General features: G+C 64.9%; 19 protein-coding genes and 1 pseudogene. 6 read left to right on the forward strand and 14 right to left on the reverse strand.

The window, feature by feature from the left end:
- Positions 1 to 38 precede the first annotated feature (38 nt).
- From AC0L2D_RS03655 to AC0L2D_RS03670, 4 genes and pseudogenes are all read left to right on the forward strand, one after another.
- Positions 39 to 512: pseudogene (locus AC0L2D_RS03655) on the forward strand (ATP-binding cassette domain-containing protein); the annotation flags it as partial.
- Between the two features lie 269 nt (positions 513 to 781).
- On the forward strand, positions 782 to 1,522 hold the full coding sequence (locus AC0L2D_RS03660; RefSeq protein WP_473540374.1) for an ATP-binding cassette domain-containing protein: 741 nt from the start codon (positions 782 to 784) through the stop codon (positions 1,520 to 1,522).
- Positions 1,515 to 2,573, forward strand: coding sequence for an ABC transporter permease (locus AC0L2D_RS03665; protein ID WP_473540375.1), 1,059 nt, complete (start codon positions 1,515 to 1,517; stop codon positions 2,571 to 2,573). The genes AC0L2D_RS03660 and AC0L2D_RS03665 overlap by 8 nt, the downstream gene beginning before the upstream one ends.
- Before the next feature lie 14 nt (positions 2,574 to 2,587).
- Positions 2,588 to 3,511, forward strand: coding sequence for an ABC transporter permease (locus AC0L2D_RS03670; RefSeq protein ID WP_064993944.1), 924 nt, complete (start codon positions 2,588 to 2,590; stop codon positions 3,509 to 3,511).
- 394 nt (positions 3,512 to 3,905) lie between these two features.
- On the opposite strand, the gene AC0L2D_RS03675 is transcribed toward AC0L2D_RS03670, so the two are convergent.
- From AC0L2D_RS03675 to AC0L2D_RS03740, 14 genes are all read right to left on the reverse strand, one after another.
- Positions 3,906 to 4,616 (reverse strand): outer membrane protein, encoded by a 711-nt coding sequence (locus AC0L2D_RS03675; RefSeq protein WP_473540376.1) that lies wholly within the window; start codon positions 4,614 to 4,616, stop codon positions 3,906 to 3,908.
- 216 nt (positions 4,617 to 4,832) lie between these two features.
- A complete protein-coding gene (locus AC0L2D_RS03680) occupies positions 4,833 to 5,792 on the reverse strand; it encodes an AraC family transcriptional regulator (protein ID WP_473540377.1) in 960 nt (319 codons plus the stop codon).
- 205 nt (positions 5,793 to 5,997) lie between these two features.
- Complete coding sequence (locus AC0L2D_RS03685) at positions 5,998 to 6,879, reverse strand: EamA family transporter (RefSeq protein ID WP_473540378.1); 882 nt, start codon at positions 6,877 to 6,879, stop codon at positions 5,998 to 6,000.
- A 126-nt stretch (positions 6,880 to 7,005) separates the two neighbouring features.
- On the reverse strand, positions 7,006 to 8,502 hold the full coding sequence (locus AC0L2D_RS03690) for a sulfatase (RefSeq protein ID WP_127367345.1): 1,497 nt from the start codon (positions 8,500 to 8,502) through the stop codon (positions 7,006 to 7,008).
- 91 nt (positions 8,503 to 8,593) lie between these two features.
- A complete protein-coding gene (locus AC0L2D_RS03695; RefSeq protein ID WP_473540579.1) occupies positions 8,594 to 9,562 on the reverse strand; it encodes an aliphatic sulfonate ABC transporter substrate-binding protein in 969 nt (322 codons plus the stop codon).
- Between the two features lie 27 nt (positions 9,563 to 9,589).
- A complete protein-coding gene (locus AC0L2D_RS03700; protein ID WP_063168597.1) occupies positions 9,590 to 10,348 on the reverse strand; it encodes an ABC transporter ATP-binding protein in 759 nt (252 codons plus the stop codon).
- Entirely contained in the window at positions 10,348 to 11,151 is an 804-nt protein-coding gene (locus AC0L2D_RS03705) for an ABC transporter permease (RefSeq protein WP_473540379.1), read from the reverse strand. Before AC0L2D_RS03705 ends, AC0L2D_RS03700 begins: the two co-directional genes overlap by 1 nt.
- Entirely contained in the window at positions 11,148 to 12,278 is a 1,131-nt protein-coding gene (locus AC0L2D_RS03710) for an ROK family transcriptional regulator (protein ID WP_027160785.1), read from the reverse strand. The genes AC0L2D_RS03705 and AC0L2D_RS03710 overlap by 4 nt, the downstream gene beginning before the upstream one ends.
- Before the next feature lie 224 nt (positions 12,279 to 12,502).
- Entirely contained in the window at positions 12,503 to 13,588 is a 1,086-nt protein-coding gene (locus tag AC0L2D_RS03715; RefSeq protein ID WP_063168598.1) for a sensor histidine kinase, read from the reverse strand.
- A gap of 143 nt (positions 13,589 to 13,731) precedes the next feature.
- A complete protein-coding gene (locus AC0L2D_RS03720; RefSeq protein ID WP_473540380.1) occupies positions 13,732 to 15,222 on the reverse strand; it encodes an efflux transporter outer membrane subunit in 1,491 nt (496 codons plus the stop codon).
- A gap of 12 nt (positions 15,223 to 15,234) precedes the next feature.
- Positions 15,235 to 18,378 carry an efflux RND transporter permease subunit gene (locus AC0L2D_RS03725; protein WP_473540381.1) on the reverse strand — a complete coding sequence of 1,048 codons (3,144 nt, stop codon included), beginning with the start codon at positions 18,376 to 18,378 and terminating at the stop codon, positions 15,235 to 15,237.
- Positions 18,379 to 18,381: 3 nt separating this feature from the next.
- Positions 18,382 to 19,653, reverse strand: a complete 1,272-nt coding sequence (locus AC0L2D_RS03730; RefSeq protein WP_473540382.1) for an efflux RND transporter periplasmic adaptor subunit — start codon at positions 19,651 to 19,653, stop codon at positions 18,382 to 18,384.
- A gap of 245 nt (positions 19,654 to 19,898) precedes the next feature.
- Entirely contained in the window at positions 19,899 to 20,105 is a 207-nt protein-coding gene (locus tag AC0L2D_RS03735; RefSeq protein ID WP_024501678.1) for a hypothetical protein, read from the reverse strand.
- Positions 20,106 to 20,266: 161 nt separating this feature from the next.
- Complete coding sequence (locus tag AC0L2D_RS03740; RefSeq protein ID WP_473540383.1) at positions 20,267 to 20,947, reverse strand: hypothetical protein; 681 nt, start codon at positions 20,945 to 20,947, stop codon at positions 20,267 to 20,269.
- Between the two features lie 239 nt (positions 20,948 to 21,186).
- Between AC0L2D_RS03740 and AC0L2D_RS03745 the strand changes: the two genes are divergently transcribed.
- Both AC0L2D_RS03745 and AC0L2D_RS03750 read left to right on the forward strand, forming a co-directional pair.
- A complete protein-coding gene (locus AC0L2D_RS03745) occupies positions 21,187 to 21,915 on the forward strand; it encodes a response regulator (RefSeq protein ID WP_473540384.1) in 729 nt (242 codons plus the stop codon).
- Positions 21,912 to 23,153: an ATP-binding protein gene (locus AC0L2D_RS03750; protein WP_473540385.1), complete on the forward strand. Its 1,242-nt coding sequence runs from the start codon at positions 21,912 to 21,914 to the stop codon at positions 23,151 to 23,153. The genes AC0L2D_RS03745 and AC0L2D_RS03750 overlap by 4 nt, the downstream gene beginning before the upstream one ends.
- Positions 23,154 to 23,193: the final 40 nt, after the last annotated feature.

Here is a 23,193-nt window from a genome sequence, read left to right on the forward strand (position 1 = left end):
ACATGCGACGACCGCTGGGCACGCCGGCGGCTCTGTTGATGCGCGGCATAGGCAAGTCGTTTGACGGCAAAGCCGCGCTCCGCGATGCGTCCTTCTGTCTCGAATGGGGGGAGGTGCATGCCATTGTCGGTGAGAACGGTGCAGGCAAGTCCACTTTGATGAACGTGGCGGCCGGCGTCTATGTAGCAGACGGGGGCGACCAATCGATCGACGGCGAAGCGATCAGTTTGCGCAGCCCGCTGGAAGCCGCCGCCGCCGGTCTCGGCATGGTCCATCAGCATTTCCGGCTGGTCGAGAGTTTTACGGTTGCCGAAAATGTTCTCCTCGGCTTCGGCCGCAAGGCTGCTGTGAAAACGCTGACCGATGCGGCGGCGATCGTTTCCGCCAAATCGAGCGAGATCGGCCTGCCCGTCGATCCGCACAAGCTGGTAGCGAATCTTTCGATCGCCGAACGCCAGCGCGCCGAGATCATCAAGGTCATGCTTCTGGGCGCCCGAATTCTGGTCATGGACGAACCGACGGCGGTGCTGACCGACGAGGAAGCGCGCACGCTCCTCTCTTTTGCCCAACGATTGTCGAGGCAAGGTCACGCCGTGGTTCTGATCACGCACAAGTTCCGGGAGGTTGCCGCTTTCTGCGACCGGGTAACGATCATGCGGCACGGCGAGACCGTACTTGAGGGTGCGCGGGTTGCGAACGTCACCGAAGCGGAGGTGGCGCGGTTGATGGTCGGCGATGCCTTGACGGTTGCGGGCAGGCCGTTATCTCGGCCGGGTGATGTGTGTCTGAGCGTGGAAAGGCTTTCCGCACGGGCGACCGCTCACGGGCAAAGCCTGAACGATCTCGGGTTCGAGCTGCATGTAGGCGAAATCCTTGGCATCGCGGCGTCGGCGGGAACGGGCAGGAGGAACTCGTTGCCTGCCTTCTCGGACTCGACCGTGCCGGCGCCGGCGCGATCGTACTGGATGGCCAGGACATATCCACCGCCAAGCCAGACCAGCGCCGCGAGGCCGGCTTGCGCGTCATCCCCTCCGACCGCTTTGACAGCGGGTTGATCCGGGAGCTTTCCATTGCCGACAATCTCGCGCTCACGACCGTCGCCAGCGGTAGCTTCGGCGGCCCGTTTCTCCTGAGCCGGCGGGCGATGCGCGAGAAGGCCGCCGAGGCCATCGATGCGTTCGATATCCGCGGCGCGACGCCGGAACGGCCGGCCTCTTTGCTCTCGGGAGGAAACGCGCAGAAAGTGTTGCTCGCGCGGGAGCTCGATCACGGCCTGAAGGTTCTCATAGCGCATTCCCCTTCTCGCGGGCTGGACATGAAAGCGGCCGAGTTCGTCCGATCGGCGATCCGCGGAGCTGTGGAAGCCGGCGCGGCTTGCCTTCTGATCAGCGAGGATCTCCAGGAGGTCATGTCCCTGTCCCATCGGGTGGCCGTCATGAACAGAGGAAGGATCGCCGGCTGCCGTCAGACCGGCGACGTCACGCCTGAATGGATAGGAGGCCTTTTAGCAGGCCATGCTTGACACAGCTTTCCTTGTTCGCAGGCAAAATCCCGGCTTCTTGTTGACCAGTCTCAGTTATGTTGGCGGACTGTTGGTCGGGCTGACGGTTTCGGCGGTGCTGCTCGTGCATGCGGGCGTGCCGGCAAGCGCTCTTGTGGATGAATTCCTGATTGCAACTTTTCTGACCTCGGACGGCCTCTCCCAGACGGCGACGGCCGCTTTACCGTTGGTGCTAGTCGGCCTCGCCTCCGGCGTTGCCATGCGCGTGCGGTTTTGGAACATCGGCGTGGAGGGCCAGCTATGGCTCGGCGCGATCGCGTCAACCTGGGTGGCGCTGAACGGCAGCGGGCCTGAAGTGCTGAGGTTGCCGACGATGTTCGTTCTGGCGGCGCTTGCGGGAGCCGCCTGGATTGCGATTCCGCTTTTTCTGAAACTCAAGTGGGGCGTTAACGAGGTTATTTCGACCCTGCTGCTGGGAAGCGTCGCGTTTCTGCTCGTGCAGCATCTTCTGTTCGGGGTCTGGAGAGACCCTTTCAACAGCTTTCCCGTGACCGCCACCTTTCCCGAGGCGAGCTGGTTTCTCGTTCTGGGATGGGGGCAGTTGCATGCCGGAATCTTCCTGGTCGCCGTTATCGCGTTGTCCATCTGGTTCGTCATGGAACACAGCCGGGTCGGCTTCTACGCGGATGCTGTAGGTTTCAACGCCAAGGCCGCGCTCGCCACGGGCCTGCCGGTGCTCAGCATAGCCGTGGGGCTCGTGCTGCTCTCCGGCGCTCTCTCAGGCGTTGCCGGCATGATGATCGTGGCGGGGACGGAGCACCGCCTCAACCAGTCCGTCGGCAACGGCTATCTCTTCAGCGCGATCGTGATCGCCTACCTGGCCCGCGCGAAGCCATTGTGGGTGGTCGTGATCTCTTTCGCGCTCGGCGCGGTGTTCACCGCCGGGAATGTCCTGAAGGTTTTCTACTCGATCTCCGAAGCGATGATCGTGCTGATGCAAGGCGCGGTACTGATGTCGATTTTGATGGCGCAGTTCTTCAGCTCCTATTCGCTCAAACGGCCCAAGAACTAGGAAGGGACAGTTGCATGGATTTTCTGATCGGCTGGATTGCCATCATTCCGAGCTATGCGGCACCGTTGCTGCTGGCGAGCCTCGGCCTCATTATCTGCGAAAGAGCCGGCGTTCTCAATCTTGGAGCGGAAGGGCTCATGGCGATCAGTGCCATGACCGGCGCGATGACGGTGCTTTCCGGAGCCGATCCTTGGGTTGGTCTTGCCGCCGGCTCAGCGGCCGCGATGGCTCTCGCTCTGCTGTTTGGAATATCGACAGTCGCCTTGCGCGCCAATCATACGCTCGCCGGCCTAGCCGTCGTCGCAATCGGACTGGGCATCACCGGGGTCGTGGGGCGACCCTACGTGCAGAAGACCTTTTCTGGCATTTCCACACTTGGCGACCTCTTCGGGATAGACCGCGGTTCGGCATTCGGCCGCATTTTCGCGGTGCAGGACCCGGTTACGCTGGCGCTGCCGACCCTGGTCGGCGCGCTCTGGTGGTGGCTTTCCAAAAGCCGACATGGCCTCAGGTTGAGGTCCGTCGGGGAAAACCCGGCCGCCGCGGATGTCGCGGGTATCGACGTGCAACTGGTTCAGTTCGGGGCTGTCCTGGCGTCCGGGCTGTTTTGTGGTCTCGCCGGAGCCTATCTCTCAGTCGCCACAAGTCATGTCTGGGTGGAGGGAATGGTCGCGTCGCGCGGCTGGATTGCCGTTGCGCTCGTCATCTTTTCGCGCTGGAACGCGGCTCGAGCTCTCTGGGGTGCGCTTCTTTTCGGAAGCGCGGATGCGCTTGTGCCTAGACTACAAGCCATAGGCGCCGACGTTCCTGTCTATCTCATGATGACTTTGCCGTACTTGCTGACGCTTGTCGTGCTGGTGGCAGGCTCATTGGGCGGTCGGCGCTCCGGCGAGCCGGCCTTCCTCGGCAGGGTCTATCTACGACAAGACAAACAATAAGGAACTTGCCCGGTTCATGAGCTCCGCGGCCCGCATCCTTCTGGACTTCGCGGATTTCATGGACAAGCATCAAGGATCGCCGATGTCTGTGCCGTCCCCCCTCGCCCGGCGCTGACCCTGCGGCTCCGCTCGACGCCTATTCGCGTGCCACTAACCGTGAGATCAAGAACAAAGCGCCACGGAGACGACAGAGGGGGTCGCCGCGCGTAAAGCGCCAACGTCATCCGCAACAGCAGGCCGAGCCCAGCCGGACCGCCCCCTCTGGCCTGCCGGACCCGGCCCTTCGCTTTCGTTCCAGGCGTTCGTCGTTCGGAAAGCCAAGCGATTGGCTTTCCGTCCGCTGCGCGGACCACTCCTCACCCCCCTCAAGGGGGAGATCAGCAGCTTCAGCGGATCAGAACTTGTAGCTGAGCCCGACCCGGATATCCTGTGTCTGGAGGTCGACATGGGTTTCCGTGGGCAGGCCGGCGGCCACCGAGAGGTCCTGGCTGCCGAAGTCCGAGTAGCGATACTCAGCTCGAGCGATCCACCTGTCGGTGAAGGCGTGCTCGATGCCGGCGCCAACGGTCCAGCCGACATGGCTGTCGCTGTGGAGCGTTACTTCGGCGGCAGGGCCACCGGCGCTGACCGCAATCAGTTCATACTTGGCCGCGGCGACGCCGGCGGTGATGTAGGGCAAGGTCCGATCGAAAGCATAGCCGGCCCGCAGCCGCGCCGACCCGGACCATTTGAGTTCGCTCTTGAGCAACGTGGTGACGCCGCCGCCGCCGGCGTCGAGGGCCGTCAGCCCATCTATATTGCTGTACATGATGTCGGCCTCGGCGCCGATCACGAAGCTGTTCTCCATCTGGTAATTGGCGCCGATATGGACACCGCCGATAAATCCGTTCGGATCGGTGGAGACATTGAGATCGGTGGCCCCGCCCAGTCCGCCGCCGGCGATGAACAGATTGGATTTTCCGGCCGCGTAGCCGATGTCGACGCCGGCATAGAGTCCGGACCAGTCGTAGCCGGATGCAACAGGCGAAACCTCATTGATATCAGCCGCACACGCCGCACCGAGCGGCGCGAGAATGAAGGCCATTGCGAGAAGAAGAATTTTCATTGTTGTCTGCCGCCCCAAAATTGTCGTGGTCGCCGCCGCGGATGCCAGCGGAGGACCAGCTGTTGTCGAGAAATCCGGTGTTGCATTGTCCGCCGGCCGCGTCTTGGGCTGGGCCGCACCCGAATTGTCGGGGAAAGCACCACGGCGCTTTCCCGGTCGGTGTGGCTTTTCAGCCTCAGTCGATCGGCGCGCCGTGCATTCGGTGGCTGTCGGAAACTATCTGGCGCTGCCCGGCGTCGAGCCGAAGCGGCGGCGGAAGCAGCGGTTGAAATAGGACACGTCGGAAAAACCGCTGAGCAGCGCGATCTCGCTGATCCGCATGCGGTCGTTGCGCCTGTCGGACAGCATCCGATGCGCCCTCTGCAAGCGCAGTTCGAGAATGCGCTCGGCAAAGCTCACCCCGGTTTCCTGCAGCAGGTCATGGACATAGCGGACCGAGAGCCGCAATTGCCCGGCAACGCCCTGCGCCGAAATGGCGGGATCGGCGAAATTGTCCCGCATCTTCTGCAGTATGGCCTGCAGCCTTGCCGCGCGCAGACCGCGCAGGCCCGCCAGTTCGGCCGCTTCGCCCTTGGCGCCGGTCGCCAGGCCGATCAGGTCGACGATGGTTTCGGTGGCGTGGCCGATGAGGTCGGGCGAGACCAGGGCCGGGCCTGCTTCCAGGAAGCTGCAATAGCGCTTGAGCATGCCGAGCGCCTCATTGTCGGCGCCGACGGTCAACGCCAGCCGATCCTCTATATGAGCGAAGGCATTTTCCAGCACGGCACGGGGAAGCACCACATTGGCCCAGACATTGCTGTCACCGCCGGTCATCTGCAACGCTTCCGAAGCCGAGACCAGGGCGGCCTCGCCTTTGCCGACGTGATAATCGCGGCCAATCTGCGTGCCGCTGAGCACCGTATCGCCATTGTTGACCAGCAGCAGATAGCCGTCGCGACCGTCGGCGGCAATATCGCCCGCCTTGCGGCTGGCATGACGTATCGTCCCGGCCATCTGCCCAAGCACAAGCGACCCGACAGCGGTGGCTTCGATCGCGGCTTCGAACGACAGTCTTTCCGAAATCGTGTATTCGACCGACCATATCTCGGCGACATGGATGTCCTGCCAGAGCGCGAAGCGTGCGCGATGATCCAGATGCGGCGGCAGATCCGCCGATGAGAAGACGTTCTTTTGCAAGGGACGACCGGCCTTTTCTACAATCGCGTCTTCATTTCGACACGCACCGTATTGGACCAGATCACGGTCTGTCCAGAGCCGGAAATACTTGTGCGCCAGGCGACAATTTCAGTGCCGTCCTGGACAAGGATTGGCCTGATTTCGCGGATCTGGCTGGCTGAATTTCGGATTACTCGAAAATACCCAGTGCCGACGAATCGTTCCCCTACTCCGGCGATGGAACCGGCGGCCGTGATGTCAGCGCCGTGCCGAAGGCGGCGACAACAACGGCAGCGATCCCGGCCAGTTGCGTCGCGGTCAGGCTTTCATGCAGGAACAGGAAGCCGGCCAGTGCACCCAGCCCAGGCTCCAGGCAGGTCAGCGTGCCGTAGATGCGCGCCGGCATGCAGGTCAGCGCCACCATCTCCAGGAAGAACGGCAATGCGCTGGAAAACAGGCCGACGAGCAGCGCGCTGACCAGGATCGACGGCGCCAGCAGCGCGGATCCCGCCTGGGCGACACCGAAGGGCAGCACCAGCACGGCGGCGATGGCCATGCCGTAGGCGGTGGTGCGGGTGCCAAGCTCCGCGCCGGCCTTCTGGGCCAGCACGATGTAGAGCGCCCAGAAGCCGCCGGCCGCCAGCGCCAGCATCACCCCGATCGGATCAAGCGGCGCGAGGGAACGAACGAAGGGCGACAACAGCAGGATGCCGGCCACCGCCAGCGCGATCCAGGCAAAGTCGCTGGCGCGCCGCGAAGTCAAGGTCGCCACCAGAAGCGGGCCGGTAAACTCCAGCGCCACCGCGATGCCGAGCGGAATCCTGGCCAGCGCTGCGTAGAACAGGAGGTTGAGGGCGGCGAGCGTCACCCCATAAGCGACCAGCCACGGCATGGTGGCACGCGAGGGCCGCATCTGCCAGGGCCGCAGCACCGCGATCAGCATCAGCGCACCGATGACCAGCCTGAGTGTCGTCGTGCCTTGCGCGCCGATCTGCGGGAACAGGCCTTTGGCGAAGGTGGCGCCGATCTGGATCGACACCATGGCGCCCATCAGTGCCGCGACAGGCAAGGGCGCCGCTTCGCGACGGGCAATCGGCGTCGATGTCACGTGATCCCATCCTCCATATCGCCGGGTCCAAACCCGACCGGCGGCATGGAGATAGGGCGAACCGGCCGGCCTGTCGTGAGGCAGCGGCAACTGGCTGCTAGGGCACGGCCAAGTGCCGCCGGCCGGTCAGTTCAGCGATTTGCGCCGTGGCGGCGGTGCCGGGTGGCGCTGCTCGAGGGCCGCTGCCGCATCGGTGCGGCCGGTCCGGCGCAGTCTTTCGAGATAGCCCGGCAACTCGCCAAGGCAATGGAACGGCCCGCCTTCCCGGATCACCGTCACCAGCGGGTCGACATCGCTGTCGCTGCGGATGGCCATGGCGCTGCGCCAGTCCTCGAGCAGCCGGCTGGCATGATCGACCACATCGCTTCGGGAGCCTGAGAGATCATGCTGCTCATGCGGATCCTCACTCAGATTGAACAGGCTGACCGGGCCGAAATCCTTGTAGCCGTCATGATAGGTGCGCAGCATCAGCCAGTCGGCCCCGCCGAGCCGGAACCGCACGCCGCGCTGCACTGCCCACGCACCCTGGCTCAGCACCAGGAAATCGCGGCCACCTTCCTCCTTCGCGACAAGCGCCGGCGCGAAGGAGCGCCCGTCCCACAGCGCCGGAACGTTGCCGCCGAGCCGATCGATCAGCGTGGCGGCCCAGTCGAAATGATAATGAAGGCCGCCATTGACGCCGCGCATGTCCTCGGCGCCGGGCCAGCGGATGACCAGCGGCACGTTGCAGGTGAATTCGTCGGCCGTCTGATGATCACCCCAGACGTTGAGCTCGCCGAGGTTTTCGCCATGATCGGCGCCGATGACGATGATCGTGTCGTCGAACAGGCCTTGCCGCTTCAACTCCTCGACGATGAGACCGACATGATGATCGGCATAGAGCACGCCGGTGTCGTAGCCGTCGAACCAGGCCTTGACGGTGTCCATGTCGCTGATCGGCGACGGCATGCGCCGGTATTTCGATCCGCCCGGCTCGACGTCGAAGCCCGAGGGTTCCTGCGGGCTGTGCGGGCCGTAGCCGGCATGGCTCTTCTCGAATACCGCCCTGGTCATCCAGTCGGGAAGCGGCTGGTCGGCGAAGGGGTCGCCGAAAGCGTCCGGCGCGCGATAGGGCGTGTGTGGGTCCCAGACATTGACGTGCAGGAACCATTTTTTTGCCGAGCCATTGCGCTTCAGCCAGTCGATCGCCAGGCCCGAAACCTCGTCGGCGTTCTCCATGCCGGCCTTGCCCGGATTGATGATCTCGTTGAAGCCGGCATACCAATGCCAGCAGCCATGCCGTTCGCCAAAACTGCTGATGGTCGTGGTGTGGTAGCCGAGATCGCGCAGCGCCCGCATCCAGCCTTCCTCGTAGAAGGTGCCGGCCCAGGCTCGCTCGGCGCCTTCGCGGAACGGCTCGCAGGCGGTGCCGCCATGGCCGACCACGCCGGTCCGCATTCCGTGGCGGCCGCTCCACAGCGCCGTGCGCGACGGATGGCAAGGCACATCGGACACATAGACGTTCTCGAAGCGGATGCCGTCGCCGGCAAGGCTGTCGATGACGGGAGAGGTGTTGCGATGATAGCCGTAGCAGCCGAGGTGGTCGCGCCTGAGGCTGTCGATGTCGATATAGAGAACGTTCATGGATGGCTCGTCGCTGCTGTGATTGTCAGGAAACAGGCCCCGATTCGCTGCCGGGGCTTGCGGTTTGCAAGGGGCGATTTCAAGATGGCCGTCAGGCCGAAATGTATTGATCGCCCAGATAATAGTCCTTGGGATCGAGCGAGGTCTCGAGCTTGCCGAAGGTCTTGAACAGGTCGTTCATCGTCGAGAACCAGCCGTTCACGGTGCCGTCCTTGGTCAGCTTGATCAGTTCGGCCGAGGTCATGAAGCGGCCATAGCCGGCCTCCGTCTTCAACTGGTCGGCCGGAATGCCGAGCAGCTTGGAGGTGATCTCGATCGTCTTGTCCTGGTTGGCGGCACGAAAATCCTGCGCGTCCTTGATGGCGCGCACCACGTTGCGGACGAGATCGGGATTGCCCTCGACCAAATCGTTGCGGGCAATGAAGACGCTCGGAAATGTGGTCTGCGGATAGAAGTCGTCGTTCTTGGCCAGCTCCATCAGATCGGGAACGCTCTTCTGGATGATGCCGACGAACGGATACCAGATGCCGGCCGCGTCGACCTGCTTGGAGGCGAAGGCCGCCACGATGGTGCTCGGGTCCATCTGCACGATGTCGAGGTCGGTCATCGCCATACCGGCCTTGCGCAGCGCCAGCCGCAACAGCATGTCGCCCGAGGTGCCGGCCGCGATCGCGACCTTCTTGCCCTTGAGGCCGGCGATGGACGTGATGCCGGCTTGGGCGATCACCCGGTCCGAGAAGCCGACATCGTTGACGGCGATGATCTTGGCCTTGCCGCTCGCCGGCAGCCACAGCGCGCCCGGTCCGAGATAGCCGAATTCCAGGCTGTTGGCGCCAAGTGCCTGGACCTGGATGGGGCCATTGGTGAAGACCTTGATATCGGCATCGACGCCGTGCTTGGCATAGAAGCCCTGGTCGGCCGCGACCCCGGCAACGCTGGCGCCCCAGAAATCGCCGTTGTAGCCGATGCGTGCCGCCGTTCCCGCCGCTCCGGCACGGATGCCAGAGGCAGCGAACGCGGCAAGTGCCGCCGATGATGCGATGAGGTTACGTCTTGTCAGTGTCACCATACTCTCCTCCTGTCACTGTTACTGGTGGTAAACGGCTTGCCAGACGCGGTTGCGGATGCTCATGAACTCCGCCGAAAGCCGGATTTCCTCGGTTCTTGGGTAAGGCAGGCCGACGTCGATGATCTCCTGCAGCCTGCCGGGCCGCGCCGCCATGACGATGACGCGGTTGGCGAGGTAGACCGCCTCGTCGACATCGTGGGTGATGAACATCACGGTGCGCCGCTCCCGGCTCCAGGTGTCGAGCAACTGGTCCTGGAGCTGCACGCGGGTCAGTGCGTCGAGCGCCCCGAAGGGCTCGTCCATCAAAAGGATCGAGGGATCGACCGCATAGGCCCGGGCGATCGCGCAACGCTGCTTCATGCCGCCCGAAAGCGTCTTCGGCAGCGCGTCGGCGAAGTCGCCAAGGCCGACGAGATCGATGAAACGCTCGGCGATCTGCCGGCGGCGCGAAGCTTCCTCGCCCTTGATGCGCAGCCCGAACTCGACGTTCTGGCGTACGGTGAGCCAGGGAAACAGCGCGTATTGCTGGAAGATCATGCCGCGCTCCGGACCCGGCCCTTCGACCGCCTTGCCATCGACCAGCACGGTGCCCTCGCTCGGCTTCAGCAGGCCGGCCGCGATGTTGAGCGCGGTCGACTTACCGCAGCCGGACGGACCGACGACGGTGACGAATTCGCCGTCGGCGATGTCGAGCGACAGCCGGTCAAGCGCGACGAAGGCATTGTCCTTGAGGTCGAACCGGCGCGTGACCTTGTCGAAGACGATCTTGGGCGGCATCACACGCGCTCCTGCCAGACGGTCAGCCGGCGCTCGATCACCAAAAGGATGCGATCCATGGCAAGGCCGAGAAGGCCGATGGTGATCAGGCTGACGAAGATGGTCGGCAGGTCGTAGTAGAGTTGCGCCTGCTGCATGCGGAAACCGAGGCCGGTCTGCGCGGCGATCAGTTCGGCGGCCACCAGCGTCGCCCAGGCCGAGCCGAGGCCGATGCGCACGCCGACCAGGATGAACGGCGTCGATGCGGGAATGATGACGCGCAGGAAGATGGTCATGTCCTTGGCGCCGAGCACGCGCGCGGCGTTGATCATCGTCTTGTCGACGCTGATGACGCCCTGACGGGTGGCGACGACGCTGGCCAGGAAGGAGGCCAGGAAGATGACGAAGATCTTTGGCGTCTCGTCGATGCCCATCGTTACGATCGCCAGCGGAATGATGGCCAGCGGCGGGATCATGCGGAAGAACTGCAGATACGGCTCGATAAGCGAGCGCGCGACCTTGTACCAGCCCATGACGAAGCCGACCGGGATCGCCAGGATGACGCCGAGGAGAAAGCCGGTCATCACCCGAGCAAGGCTCGACATGATGTCGGTGGCGAGCTGCCCGTTTGCGATCAGATCGATAAACCTGGACGCAACCTGTGGCGGTGGCGGCAGGCCCACCGCGCCGCCCGCCGTCAACACCCACCAGATGGCGATGCCGGCGACGAGACCGCAGAGATTGAGCGCGAGACCGCGATAGTCGATACCCCGATCCTCGTTCGAGCCGCCGCCGGAGCGTGTCGTCTTCGACGCTTCGCTCATCGCGACACCCCCGAATAGAAAAAATGGTCGAGCGCCGCCGCAGCAGCACCGATGGCGCCGGCACCTGGACCGAGGCTCGACCGCTCGACCCGCAGCACGTCGCGCATCGGCGGCAGGACGCGTGGCGGAACGCCCCGCCTTATATGATCGATGAAGCTTTCCGGGGCTTCGGCCAGGTGACCGCCAAAGACGATCAGGTCGGGATTGAGCAAATTGGTCGCCGTCGCTATGGCCGTCGTCAGATGCCGGAGCGCCGCGTTCCAGACGTCGGGATATTTCTCCACGGCGGCCAGCAGGCGCCTAGGATGAGGCGTGTCGATATGGGCGGCGCGGGCCAGCGCGCGTTCGGACAGGAATGTCTCCAGGCAGCCCACATTGCCGCAGGCACAACGCTCGCCATCCTCGACCACCTGGACATGACCGAGCTCGACGGCCCCGTAGCCACCGGGACGGAACGGCATGCCGTTGATCACCAGGCCGGCGCCGAGGCCGGTGCGCAGATAGATGTAGAGCAGCGCGGTCGTGTCGCGCCCGATGCCGTAGCGCGATTCCGCCAGCGCCATCGCGCTGACATTGTGCTCGACCACCACCGGCATGCGCAGCGCCGTTTCGAGCTCGTCGGCGAACGGCACATCCTTCCAGTCGTAATTGACCGACTGCAGGTTGCGGCGGCGCTTGGTGTCCACCGGTCCCGGCACGCCGAGCCCCAGGCCGATCAGGCGCGAACGGTCGACTCCGGTCTTCTTGATCAATTGCTCGACGATCCGCACCACCATGCCGATCACCGCGGCGGGTTCGCTGGTGGCGGTGTCGAAATGCTGCGAGGCCATGGCTTTCGAGGCGGCCCTGAGGTCGGTGATGGTCGCGTCGATCGTTCCCGCGCCAATGTGCACGCCAACCACGGACAGGGCGTCGGGCACCAGCGCGACGCCGATCGCCGGCCGGCCGACGGGTGCATCGCCGGCAGTGGCCTGGTTGAGCTCGACCACGGTGCCTTCCCGCAGGAGATGGGCCGTCAGATGGGTCAGGGCGGTGGGCGACAGCGAGGTGCGCCGCGCCAGTTCGGCGCGCGACTGCGGACCGTCGTCGCGCAGGATTCGCAGGATCGCTCCGTGGTGCGCGCCCATTCTTCCTCCCTATTATTTTCTAATGTTAATAAATTAATTAAGCCTGTCAAGCACGGCAAAGCGCGGCTTGCGACTGGCGTCGATGCACCTGGGTTTCACCCTCCCCTGCCGCTGGAGTAGGGGCATTGACGCGAAGGGAGATAGCGGGGAAGGCAAGGCCGGCCTGAGTAGGTCGAAGATCAGCCAAGCGGAGACGGCCACCTATGCCGCTTGGCTCCCGCGCGCTAAGGGGCGGTGGCAGCCGAGCGCTTGAACAGGATGGTCACCCGCGTGCCCTCGCCGGCGCTCGACGTCACGTCGAACTCCGCCTTGGCATTCTCGGTCAGCGAGCGGGCGATCAGCGCGCCGAGTTTGCCGCGCTTGGGCCAGCTCTCGCCGTCCGGCAGGCCAATGCCGTCATCGGCGATCACGATGCGGCAGCCATCGCCGTCAACGATGCTGTGCAGCGTGATCGTGCCGCCGTCACGTCCCTGGAAGGCATGTTTGAGCGCATTGGTCAAAAGTTCGTTCACCACCAGCCCGGTCGGCATGGCGACATTGATCGACACCGGATAGGTGTCGACCTTCATGTCGAGGCGGATGCCCTCGACCGCATGCGAGTTCATGACCGCCGACGCGATCTGGCTGAGATAGACACCAAGATCGACCTCATCCTTGCCATCGTCCCCCGACAGCGTCTGGTAGAGGATCGCCAGCGCATCGACGCGCCCCGCCAGCCTCTCGAAACGCTTCTGGTCCGGTTCGGCCGCGTTGCGCGTCTCCATCCGGATCAGCGCGGTGATCATCTGCAGATTGTTCTTCACCCGGTGCTGCAGTTCACGCAGCAGCGTGTCCTTCTCACGGATGCGCTCGTCGATCGATCGCGCATCTTCGGTTTCGCCATGGGCCGAAACGTCGACCAGCGCCACCAGCCGGAAGCAGGCCTTGCCATTGTCGTCCTCGATGACGTTGGAATAGACGTCGACGATAGTCGGTTGGCCTTCCTTCCGCTCCAGCCGGAACGTGCCGATGAAATCAGTGTCCTCGACCACGGCCTCGAACAGCGGCCGGTCCTTCTGCTTGTGCAGGCCGGTGCCGGAAAGCGCCGCCCAGTGTTGGCGAGCGAGCATCGCCGCCTTGAGGCCGGACAGTTTCTCGAATTCCGGATTGGCATAGACGACACGCTCCTTCGAACCCAGGTCCGAGACGGCAATGGCGATCGGCACCTGGTCGAGGAACTTCTTGAACTGTTCGCTTTCGAGCGCGCTGGCAAGGTCCGGCGTTTCGAGCAGCTGCCCGACCGCTTCGGCCTTCTGTGTATCGGATGTCATCTGCGGCGCCTGTGCTGTGTGGGCACCATCAATAACAGCGATGCGATCACCCCGCCATCGCCAAACATGGAGTCCGCATTTTCACGCCCCGCATCGGCGATGGCGGCGTGTCTGCCGAATTGACGCCGCTGCCTGAGAGCGCCTCAGGAGGCCGGCTTCGACGCCAGCCGTGGACCGGCCTTGACGTCGACGATCTCCGGCTTGGCGCTGTCGACCGCGCCATCCCAGCCGCCGCCGAGCGCCTTGTTGAGGGCGATGTAGTTGGTCGCCAGCAGGACGCGGCTTTGCAGCAGCGAGTCCTCGGCCGAATAGAGCGAGCGCTGGGCGTCGAGCACGTCGAGGAGGCTTGTCTCGCCGGCCTTGTAGAGCGTGCCTTCGAGACTTGCCGCCTCGCCATAGGACTTCGCGGACGAGGCGAGCTTGCCGATCCGGATGCGCTCCTGCGACAACAGCACCAGCGCGTTCTCGACATCCTCGAGCGCCGTCAGCACCGAAGACCGGTAAGCGATGAAATACTGATCGCGTTGCGCCTTGGCGACCTCGACGGCCGCCTGCAATTGGCCGGCATTGAACAGCGGCACACTCAGCGTCGGCCCGAACGACCAGCCGATCGACGAATTCTTGCCGAGATCGCCAAGCTTCAGCGCCGCCGTGCTGATGTCTCCCGTCAAGCTGACCGAGGGATAGCGGGCGGCTTCGGCCTGGCCGATCTTGGCGGTATATTGCGCATATTGGCGCTCCGCCATGCGCAAATCGGGCCGCGATAGCAGGAGGTCGGCGGGAATTCCGGTGGGCATCGGCAGGCGCGGTGCAGGAATGGGCGCGACCCGCTTCAGCCGCTCGTTGAGCGAGGCAGGCGGCCGGCCGGCCAACACCGCGAGACGATGCACGGCCTGCGTATAACTTGCCTCCAGCGTCGGAACGGCGGCTTCGGTGCTCGCTGCCTGCCCCATCGCCTTGGCGACATCGGCGGCGGTCGCCGTGCCCGCCTGCGCCATGGTGCGGGTAAGTTCGGCGGTCTGTCTTTGCGACGCGGCCGAACGACGGGCGAGCGCGATGCGGGCCTGGTAGCCGCGCGCCTGGGTATAATAGGAAGCGACATCGCCGACCAGGGTGAGAAGCGTCGAGCGCAGTTCCTCCTGCGAGGCGTTCAGCCCGTAGCGCGCGGCCTCTACGCCCCTCCGGTTGGCGCCGAACAGGTCGAGCTCCCAGCTTGCATCGAAGCCGGCCTGGTACTCGCTGTAGGTGGCGTCAGAGCCTGATGTGGTCTCGGCCGACTTGTTGCGGGAGGCCGAGCCGGAGCCGTCGGCCGAAGGCAGCAATGTGCCGGCACTCTGGCGATAGCTGGCGCGCGCCTCGCGGATTTTTGCCTTGGCGGTGGCGACATCGAGATTGCCGGCAACCGCTTCCTCGACAAGCGTGTTCAGCTCGGGATCGCGTAGCCGCTGCCACCATTTTGACAGTCGTGCCGGCTGGGCAGGCTCTGTCGGCTTCTGGCCGCTCCAATTCGCCGGCATTGCCATTATCGGTGTCTGATAATCCGGACCGACGACGCATCCCGCGAGCAGGACAGCGGTGAGCATAGGCGCAAGAAGCCGCCTCGCGGCCACCGAGCCACGTTCCAAACCTGTCATGTGAAGTTTTCCTTATTGCTGGGTGGCCGTCACCGGCGTCTCGCCCGTATCTGGTTTGGCCGCCCTGCCCTTGAAGATGCGCCGCACCGTGACGAACAATAGCGGCACCAGGAAGACGCCGATCACCGTCGCCGCGATCATGCCGCCCATCACGCCGATGCCGACCGAGTTCTGCGCGCCCGAGCCCGCACCGCTGGCGATCGCCAGCGGCAGCACACCCAGGATGAAGGCCAGCGACGTCATCAGGATCGGCCGCAGCCGTTGTCGCGCCGCCTCCAGCGTCGCCTCGACCAGCCCCATCCCGGCGGCTTGCCGCTCGATGGCGAACTCGACGATGAGGATGGCGTTCTTGGCGGCGAGACCGATCGTGGTCAAAAGGCCGACCTTGAAATAAACGTCGTTGGACTGGCCGAACAGGCTGGCCGCCAGCAGCGCGCCGAAGATGCCGATCGGCACCGACAGCATGACCGCGAACGGGATCGACCAGCTCTCATAAAGTGCGGCCAGGCACAGGAACACGACCAGCGCTGAGATCGCATAGAGCGACAGCGCCTGGTTGCCGGAAAGCTTCTCCTGGTGCGACAGCCCGGTCCACTCGTGCGAATAGCCGGCGGGCAGTTGCGCGACGAGCTTGTCGATCTCGTCCATGGCGGCACCCGAGCTGACCCCCGTGGCCGCCGCGCCCTGGATCTCGACCGCCGCCGAACCATTGTAGCGCTCCAGCCTGGGCGAGCCGAATGTCCAGTGGCTGGAGGCAAAGGCCGAGAACGGCACCATGGCGCCGCTGGCGTTGCGGACCTGCCATTTGTCCAAATCGTCCGGCTGCATGCGGAAGTTCGGGTCCGACTGCAGATAGACCGGTTTCACCCGCCCGCGATCGATGAAGTCGTTGACGTAATCGCTGCCCCAGGCGGTCGAAAGCGTGTTGTTGATGTCGGCCAGGCTGACGCCCAGCGCGCTGGCCTTCTCCTGGTCGATGTCGACCGAGAATTGCGGCTGGTCTTCCTGGCCGTTGGGCCTTGTGTTGGCGAGCACCTTGCTCTGCCCGGCCAGGGCCAGAAGCTGGTTGCGCGTCTGGATCAGCGCGTCATGGCCGGCGCCGTTGACGTCCTGCAGGTAGAAGTCGAAGCCGTTGGTGTTGCCGAAGCCCTGGATGGCGGGAGGCGCGAGCGCGTAGACCTGCGCGTCCCTGATCTTCGAAAACGCGCCCATCGCCCGGCCGGCGATGGCCTGCGCGGCGGAAGCCGGCGATTTGCGCAGGTCGAAATCCTTCAGCCGCACGAAAGCGATGCCGACATTCTGCCCTGCGCCGCCGAAGCCGAAGCCGGAGGCGGTGAACACCCCGTCGACGACGTCCTTCTCCTGGTTGAGATAATGGTCGGTCACTTCTGCCAGCACGCGCTCCGTGCGATCCTGCGTCGCGCCGACCGGCAGCTGCACGCTGGTGATCAGGATGCCCTGGTCCTCTTCCGGCAGGAACGAGCTCGGCAGCCGGGCAAACATCCAGCCCACGGCAACGACGATGGCCAGGAACACGACGAGGAAGCGCCAGGATCGGTTGATGATGCCGTGCGAGCCGTCGCGGTAGGCAAGCGTGCCGCGGTCGAAGACACGGTTGAACCAGCCGAACGGGCCGGTCTGCGTCGCGTGGTCCTTGGGCGGCCGCAGGATGGTGGCGCAAAGTGCGGGCGTCAGCACAAGGGCGACCAGCACGGACAGCACCATCGCCGAGACGATGGTCACCGAGAATTGCCGGTAGATGATGCCGGTCGAGCCGCCGAAGAAAGCCATCGGCACGAACACGGCCGAAAGCACCGTGGCGATGCCGATCAGCGCTCCGGTGATTTCGTGCATCGACTTGCGCGTCGCCTCCTTCGGCGACAGGTCTTCCTCCTGCATCACGCGTTCGACATTCTCGACGACGACGATGGCGTCGTCGACCAAGAGGCCGATGGCCAGCACCATGGCGAACATGGTCAGTGTGTTGACGGAATAGCCGAACAGCGACAGCACGCCGAACGTGCCGAGCAGCACCACCGGCACGGCGATCGTCGGGATGATGGTGGCGCGCAAATTCTGCAGGAAGATGAACATCACCAGGAACACCAGCACGATCGCTTCGGCCAGCGTCTTGACCACCTCCTCGATCGACAGCCGCACGAAAGGCGAGGTGTCGTAGGGATAGACGACCTCGACCCCTTGCGGGAAGGTCGAGCTCAGCCGGGCGATCGTCGAACGCACCGCTTCGGCGGTGTTGATGGCGTTGGCGCCGGTCGCCAAATTGACGGCGACGCCGGCCGCCGGCTTGCCATTGTAATTGGCCTGCGTCGTATAGCTTTCGGCGCCGAGCTCGACGATGGCGACATCGTTGAGGCGGACCAGAGAGCCATCGGTCTGGCTCTTCAGGATGATGTTGCGGAACTGTTCGGCGGTCTGCAGCCGGCTCTTGGCCGTCACCGTGGCATTGAGCTGCTGGCCCTTGCGCGCCGGCAGGCCGCCAAGCTGGCCGGCCGAAACCTGCGTGTTCTGCGCCTCGATGGCGGTCGCCACATCGCTCGGCATCAGGGCATATTTGGCGAGCTGGTCCGGATCGAGCCAGATGCGCATGGCATAGCCGGAGCCGAACAGCTGCGTCGAGCCGACACCCTCGACGCGCTTCAGCGTGTCGTTGACGGTGGCGTCGACATAGTCGGCGAGATCGGTCGAGTTCATCTTGCCGTCGGTCGAGACGAAGCCGATGACCATCAGGAAGCCGGTCGAGGATTTGGAGACGGTGATGCCGTTGCTCTGCACCACCTGCGGCAGCTGCGACTGCACCAGCTGCAGCTTGTTTTGCGTCTGCACCTGGGCGGTGTCGGGATCGGCCGCTGTGGTGAAGGTCAGCGTGATCGAGGCCGAACCGGTCGAGGTCGACGTCGCCGTCATGTAGTCGAGATTGTCGATACCGGTCATGCCTTGCTCGATGACCTTGGTCACCGAGTTCTCGACCGTCTGCGCGTCGGCGCCCGGATAGGTGGCGCTGATGTTGACTGTCGTCGGCGCAATCTGCGGATATTGCGAGATCGGCAGCGTGGTGAGTGCCAGAAGGCCGCCCAGCATGATCACGATGGCGATCACCCAGGCGAAGATCGGCCGGTTGATGAAGAATAGTGACATCGCTCAGTTCCCGGTCGCGGCGGCAGGCGCCGGTTTGGCAGCGTTGGACGCGGCCGGTGCGGCGGACGTGCTCTGCCCGCGGTCCTTGACCTCGCCGGTCGTCTCGTCGATCGTCACTTCGACACCCGTCGCATCGCCGCCGGGGCGCACCAGTTGCATGCCCTCGACGATGACGCGGTCGCCGTCGCCGACACCCGAATCCACCAGCCAGTTGTTGCCGACGCTGTTGCGCACGGCGAGCACGCGCGTCTCGACCTTGCCCTGCGCGTTGATGACCATCGCCGTGGCCTCGCCCTTGGTGTTGCGGCTGACGGCACGCTGCGGCACCAGGAAACTGTTCTGGGCAACGCCCTCCTCGACCAGTGCCCGCACATACATGCCGGGCAGAAGCAGGCGGTCCGGATTGGGGAACTCGGCCCTGAGCGCAAAGGTGCCGGTGGTCTGGTCGACATTGGCGCCGGCGAATTCCAGCTTGCCGGTCTGCGTGTAGATGGTGCCGTTCTCGAGCTTCAGCTTCACGCTGACATTGGGCCCGCTGAACTTCAGCCGCCCTTCCGAGATCGCCTGCCGCAGATTGAGCAGGTTGGTGCTCGACTGCGTGACGTCGACATTGATCGGATCGAGGGCACGGATGGTGGTCAGCACCGTGTCCTGGTTCGCGGTCACCAGCGCGCCCGGCGTCAGCGTGGACTTGTCGATGCGCCCGGCGATCGGTGCCGTGATGGAGGTCCGGTCGAGGCTGATGCGCGCGGTCTCGGCACTGGCCTTGGCCGAGGCGACATCGGCTTGCGCCTGCGCCAGCGTGGCGGCGGCATCGTCATAATCCTGTTTGGAAACAACGTTCTGCTTCAACAGGCCGGCATAGCGGTCGAACTTGGCCTGCGCCGTAGGCACCGCCGCTTCCGCCTTCTGCTGTGCGGCGACCGCGCTGTCATAGGACGCCTTGTAGCTCGCCGGATCGATGAGGTAGAGCGGCTGTCCAGCCGCCACCTCGCTGCCCTCCTTGAACAGGCGCTGCTGGATGATGCCGTTCACCTGCGGGCGCACTTCGGCAACCAGCGAGGCCGCCGTGCGTCCCGACAGTTCGGCGGTGATCGCCACCGATTGCAGATGCAGGGTGACGACGCCGACTTCCGGTTTGCCGGGCGCGCCCATGCCTGCGGGGGCGCTGCTCTCCTGCGAGCAGGCCGCCAGCAGAAAGGCGGATGCGAACATCGCGGCCCAGGGCGCCAGACGGCGTGCCGGCTGCAAAGACGGGCTAGGCTGGATAGACATGGACTGAATGATCTTTCGCTGGAGTTGCGGGCGCGGGCAATCGACCGCTTGGTCGAGGCATGCCGGCCGATATCTTGATGGTGGGCCGCGCCGGTCTGCGGGCGGCGACGAGCAATGCTTCGAAGCGGCTCATGTCGCGCTCCTTCTCGGCGGCCGGAGCTGCTCGAAGGTCGAGTAGCCGGCCGCGATGCCCACCAACATCATTATGCCGATCAGCGAGGACATGCCAAGCGCCTTGCCGGAATTCACGCGATCTTGCGGTCATGATGCCCATGGTTGTCGAGCGGCTGCGACAGCGGGAGCGACAACCGCCAGGCGGCGAAACTCAGGCGGATCGCGCCCTTCAGCGTGTCGACCGGCGGGGCCAGCGGCATGCCTCGCCCGACAGGACCGAACGAGAGCCTCGGGCTGGCGGACGCGAGCAGCCGCAGCATGATCATGGCTTCCCACATTGTCGTGCTTCCATTGCAGGGTTCGAATTGGGCATGGTTCCGAATTGGCGCGATTCGAACTGGGCGTGATCGAAACGAGGATGGCGGAGATACGCCCGCCATCCCCGGAGAACCGGCCGACCCGAGAACGGGTTGGGTACCGGGCCGGCCGGTGCAGTCGGTCAGAGTTGCTCGTCGTTCCCGGGCTGGGGCGGGAGCTGCCTGCCATCGTTGGGCAGGCCTCTGGGGCCGGCTGCATCGTTCGGCGGACCGCCCCAGGGACCGGGGGGTGATCCATGGGCACGTTCCGCCGAAGCGAGGAGTTCGAGTTGTTCGGGCGTCAGCTTGGCGCGCAGTTCAGCGATCGCCTCCTTCAGTCTGCCGGCCGAAACCGCGCGGGCGGTAACGTCGTCGGCCAGCTTTTCCTGGAATGCGAAGGGATCGGGCTTGCCGCCCGGGCCTGCTGCGTCGGGGTCCTTCGCTTCAGCACCAACGGGCCGCCCGCGGTCAGGCCGAGGCTGCGAAAGCACCGCCTGCAGCGCGCTGGTGTAGTCGCGCCAGGCGTCGAGTTGTTCGGTGCGGATGCCGACGCGGGTCTCCAGCGCGGCGAGCCGGGCGGCCAGCATGAATTCCGGCGGCGGACCCATGCGGCGGGGGCCAAAGCCTTGCGGGCCGAAACCCTGCGAACCAGGTCGCATCGGTCCATGCGGGCCGGGTCCATTCCGGTCGTGGCCTGCCCCATCCTGCATGGCCATGACAGGGGACGGCTCACCGGGTCCGGCGCCGGGGTCGGGCTGCGCCGCCAGCGCGGGGTGAATTGCGGCGACGGAAAACAGGCCGAGCGCAAGAAGTCTGCTTGGCATAAAGATGTTCCTTTCTCTCATGCTTCGGACGGTTCAGAGGATAGGAAGCGTCTTTGTCCGCTTCGCGTCGGCGTGTTGCCGAAGGTTTCCGCAAAAGGGCAATTTGTTTCCGAATGTTTCCCATGGCCCGCCGGAAACGTTCGGTTGCAATTTTCCACGCCGCTCGGGCGCGGCTCTCCTATAATCGCGGCAAGCCCCTGCAATCACGGGTCCCAATATTCATCGGCAACGGCACGGTCATGCAGTCACAACCCCATATCCTCGTCGTCGACGACGACCGCGAGATCAGGACGCTTCTCCAGCGTTACCTCGACAGCCAGGGCTTTCGCGTCACGGCGGCGGCGGACCGGCGCGAATGCGAGCAACGGCTTGGCTCCGGCCAATTCGACCTGATCGTGCTCGACGTGATGCTGCCGGACGGCTCGGGGCTCGATATCTGCCGCGGTTTGCGCGACCGCAAGCCGCACACCCCGATCATCCTGCTGACCGCGCTGAAGGAAGATGTCGACCGCATCATCGGCCTGGAACTCGGCGCCGACGACTATCTCGGCAAGCCGTTCAACCCGCGTGAGCTCATTGCCCGCATCCGCGCGGTGCTCAGGCGCTCGACGCCCGAGGAGGCGCCCGCGCCGCCGCGCGCGCGCATCTACCGCTTTGCCAGCTACAGGCTGGAACCGGAGACCCGCAAGGTGACGGATGCGCGAGGCGTGGCCGTCGACCTCACCGGCGCCGAGTTCGATCTTTTGCAGGTGTTTCTCGACCGTCCCGGCCGGCTTTTGTCGCGCGACCAGCTTCTCGACCTGACGCAGGGCCGCGAACGCGATCCGCTCGAACGCTCGGTCGATGTGCTGGTGAGCCGGCTGCGCCGGAAATTTTCCGACACCGGCGACGGGCCGCTGTTCAAGACCGTGCGCAATGGCGGCTACCAGCTCACGGCGCGTGTCGAGACCGTGGAGGGCCACGCGTGAATTCGCTGCGCCGCCGTCTCATCCTGCTGTTGGTCGCCTCGATCGTCGGCGTCGTCGGCCTGGCGACGGCCGCCGTCATCAGCGTGCGCGGCGGCGGACCGCCGCCGGAACTGACCGTGCCCTGGATTGCCCAACAGATGGAACTGGTGGTGCGGCTCTTGCCGGGGCCGATCCCCGACGTCCTGCGGGTTCAATTCGCCGATCATCCGGTGGGCGGCAAGGTGGCTCGTGCGGAAACGGCGATGCTCAATGACATCCTGCACCGGCGTGGCCTCGACTTTCCGGCGGTCGTCAACGAGAAGACGGACGAACCCGGCCAGATCGCATCGATGCACCTGCCGGACAGCCGATGGGCGATCATTGAGGTGCCGCACCTCAAGCCGCCGCGGCGAGAATGGCTGGTTCTGGCCGGCTGGATCTCGCTGATCGTCGCCGGCGCCACGGCGGTGTCGGTCTATTTCACCTCGGTGCTGATCCGACCGCTCGAAATGCTGGAGGCCGCCGTCTCCAAGATCGGATCGGACGGCGTGCTGGCGGCGGTGCCGGAAGTGGGTTCGGCCGAGGTCAAGGCCACCGCGCATGCGCTGAACCAGCTCTCGTCGCGGCTGCGGACCGCCATGGAAAGCCGCATGCGGCTGGTCGCGGCTGCCGGCCATGATCTGCGCACGCCGATGACGCGCATGCGGCTGCGCGCCGAATTCCTGGACGACGAACGCGACAAATGGCTTCACGACCTCGACGAACTCGATCGCATCGCCGACAGCGCCATCCGCCTGGTGCGCGAAGAGGTCAACCAGGACGCCGTCGAAGCGGTGGACCTGGCAAAGACGGTGCGCGATATCGAAGCCGAGATGGTGTCGCTCGGCCATGCCGTCTCGATCGGGCACCTCGAAAAGGTTTGCGTGCGCGCCGGCGCGCTCGGCCTGCGCCGCGCCTTGCGCAACCTGATCGTCAACGCCGCCACCCATGGCAAGGCGTGCCGCATCGACCTGGCCGCGGCCGACAATCGCGCCGTGCTGACCATATCGGACCATGGGCCGGGCATCCCCCCGGAACTCCTGAACAAGGCGTTCGAGCCCTTTTTCCGCGTCGACCCCGGCCGCCTGCAATCGATCCCCGGAGCTGGTCTTGGCCTCGCCATCGCCAAGGAAATCATCGAGCGCTACGGAGGCACGGTAACACTGGAAAACCGCCGGGGCGGCGGGCTGGAGCAGACGGTGGTGTTCGACGCGGTGTGAGGGTTGGCGGTCAGCCGAGTAATGGGCGTTGCGCGTGGCA

The organism is Mesorhizobium sp. WSM4833, assembly GCF_055811095.1.